Here is a 3,181-nt window from a genome sequence, read left to right as displayed (position 1 = left end):
GCCTAAGCGACGGATTTGAACTTTTGCATCTAAATCGACGGTTAAATCCTCTGCGTAAATTCTGTTCCAGTCTCTTTTCATTTTGTACCATCTCTTTACATCTTGTCTGTAAAACGCTTCGCCAAAACCAAAGATATCGCTTTTATAGGTTTTTTGAGCTTTTTCTACTGCATCATTCATTTTTTCTTTTACGTCAGCTGCTGTTTTTCGTTCGAGCATATTGATTACAGCTGGGTCCTGTAAATTCACTTGACACTCTACATCAGCTACGTTCGCTTCTCCTTTTAAATCAACGTGAATATGAGGTTTATGATTTTTCATAGTAGCTGTCACCTTGACATTCGTTCGAAGCATTTCGACTCCGATGATATCATGCTGTTTTTCTTTTTTTTCGCATGGAATAACAATTAACGTACTTTTTACATGTCCGGTAATATAGTTATATCCTTTACTTTCGTCTTCATTGAACCAGCCGAGAAGCTTATCATTTTGAAAGACACCTAATCCTTTGAAATTGAGCAGGGTGGAAAGATTGGTGCGAGAAATACTAGACATGTCTCCTGCCTTTTTCACGTCGCCTTTCACTAACACTCCTGATAACACCGCCTGCTTTCCTTCACTGGTTAAGTTACTGATCAGTTCATTTAACTTCACTCCTCTAGTAGGTGCCCAAATACGCTGTGACACGTCTAATGAAGCAAACATATGGTTAGCAGGTATTTTTTCGATGGTTGTTAATACGTTCAAAACGCTCGATGCTTTTGTGTTTTTAGCAACAACAACAAAATAATCGGTACGCACTTCATGATCCCGAGCAAAGAAATCAAGCACTTCAGCAATACCGTCTTCCGCCATGCTTTCGCTAATAACTAGCATTCGTAAATGAGAAAGATAAATTTTACGCGGAGATTTTGTCGTTATTTTTCTTAATCCTTCCATTACAGACGAAGCCTTAATAGAAAATGTGGTAACAGAAGGCCCGTTTGTAGGCGTTTTCGCCTGAATATCACCCGGATTAATTAGCTGAACTGTCACAATAATGCCATCTTCTACTTTATCAATTCCGACAGCAACCGTAATGGCTAGCTCGTTCAACTCTCGACTGCTCCAGCAGCCGCTTAATAGCAATGAAMAGATACATAACATTAGAAATGCTTTCATAGTAAACGGCCACCTTTACACAGTTTAGTTTTTTTGCGTCTTTTGACGTGAAATATTCTTCTCATTAATAAGCTTTGGCCTTGTTTTCATTTTTTTGATCGAACGTCTAATCAGCACATCCTTTTGATCACGCTTCACAAATGGAGCCATAGGTGTCATATAAGGGACTCCAAATGACCTTAAGCTGCATAAATGTAAAATCATTAAAATTAGCCCCAGGATAATACCGAACAGGCCAAAAGTAGCTGCTAAAACCATTAAAACAAAGCGTAGCATCCTTACTGCAATAGCCATATCATACACAGGTGACACAAAGTTACTAATAGCGGTGATGGATACAACGATAACCATTGCAGGTGAAACTAATCCCGCTTGTACGGCGGCTTCTCCTAAAACGAGTGCTCCCACAATCGAAATAGCTGAACCTACTGCTCGAGGCAATCGGACTCCCGCTTCTCGCAAAATTTCAAACGTGATTTCCATAATAAACGCTTCAATAATAGCAGGAAAAGGAACACCTTCCCTTTGAGCTGCAATACTAATTAATAAAGCAAAAGGAAGCATTTCTTGATGAAAAGTAGTTAAAGCAATATAAGCAGAAGGTGTTAAAAGAGCTAAGAAAAATGCCATATAGCGCATTAAGCGAATCAATGTACTAATATCTGCGCGCTGGTAATAATCTTCGGCTGCTTGAAAAAATTGAATAAATAAGGCAGGAACCATTAATACAAAAGGTGTACCGTCTACTAAAATGGCTATCCGCCCCTCTAAAAGACCTGCTGCCACCGAGTCTGGACGCTCCGTGTTATGCATAGTAGGAAAAGGTGTATAATCTTCATCTTGAATCAACTCTTCGATATATCCGCTCTCCAAAATACCGTCTATATCAATTTTGGAAAGACGCTCCTTTACCTCTTGAATGACCTGTTCATCCGCAATGCCGTCTATATAAACGAGCGCAATATCCGTTTTTGTAAACTCTCCTATTTGCTGAGATTCAATCCAAAGTTTTGGAGATTTTATTCGGCGCCGAATCAATGCGGTATTCGTTCGCAGTGTTTCTGTGAAACTGTCTCGAGGCCCTCTTACAACGGTCTGAGATTGTGGTTCAGAAACAGCCCTGTCTCTCCATCCTCTGGTACTTGCCACAATACACGTTTGATACCCTTCTAAAAACAGTACGGTATCTCCTGATAAAACATGAAGAAGAGCATCATCCAATGTCTTTGCTTCCATGATTTCACCCGCTGCCAAACTATAGCTTTTAATCAATTCGTACATATTAACGATGCCATCATCATGTGTTAAATGTTCATCGTGATAGTGCATAATGGAGTCCAGCGCATAGTGTTCAACTTCGTCTTTATTTACTAATCCGTCGATGTAAGCAACACCTAAAGTAAATTTTTCTTCAATCGAAATTCGAAACTCTCGCACAACTAAATCCGTGCTCTGTCCCAATGCTTTTTTCATGCGGGATAAATTATCTCCCACCCTCTCAGATAATTTCTGCTCTTCCTGTGTAGAAGAAGCACTAGTGTCCTTAGAGTCCTTCGATTCATCAGCTTTTTCTTTCCGCTGTTTGGATTTATTCGTTAACTCAGATAGTTTTTTTATACGCATTGTTCATCCTCCACTACATTGAACGAAAAGAAACGGAATTTCTTCTTTTTAGTCTCTATAGTTTTTGTATGAAAAGGAAATTTATACTTGAAGCCATTTTAATAATCTTAATTTTTGACATCATTTGTGCATTTCTATAGGATAGTAATGGATAATTCTTTGTTATTATGAAGAATGTTTATGCGGAACATTGAAAGGAGTCTATACATGGCACAATCACTTAAAGGCAAAGTAGCTCTTATTACAGGAGCAGGAAAAGGCATCGGTCGTTCAACTGCGATTGAATTAGCAAAGGAAGGCGTAAATATCGGTTTAATTGCTCGTACAGAGGCAGATTTAAAGGCTGTTGCTTCTGAACTAGAAGCATTTGATGTACAAGTTGCTTATGCAACAGCAG

3 protein-coding genes are annotated in these 3,181 nt (G+C 38.9%); 1 reads left to right on the top strand and 2 read right to left on the bottom strand.

What is annotated here, in order from left to right:
- Positions 1-1,161 (bottom strand): Ger(x)C family spore germination protein (locus tag AC1DRF_RS20845; protein ID WP_477741584.1); only part of this gene is annotated, 1,161 nt, incomplete at its 3' end.
- Positions 1,162-1,185: 24 nt separating this feature from the next.
- Positions 1,186-2,784, bottom strand: coding sequence for a spore germination protein (locus AC1DRF_RS20840; protein WP_043979632.1), 1,599 nt, complete (start codon positions 2,782-2,784; stop codon positions 1,186-1,188).
- A gap of 207 nt (positions 2,785-2,991) precedes the next feature.
- Between AC1DRF_RS20840 and AC1DRF_RS20835 the strand changes: the two genes are divergently transcribed.
- The coding region (locus AC1DRF_RS20835; protein WP_477741583.1) for an SDR family NAD(P)-dependent oxidoreductase at positions 2,992-3,181 on the top strand (190 nt) is incomplete at its 3' end.

The organism is Priestia sp. P5_B4 (assembly GCF_056400385.1).
Note: the sequence above shows the minus strand (reverse complement) of the source record. Positions and strands in the feature narration are given on the sequence as shown.

Excerpts from the sequence above, each read along its gene's own strand:
- AC1DRF_RS20840 (WP_043979632.1), bottom strand. The coding sequence starts at position 2,784 with ATGCGTATAAAAAAACTATCTGAGTTAACGAATAAATCCAAACAGCGG.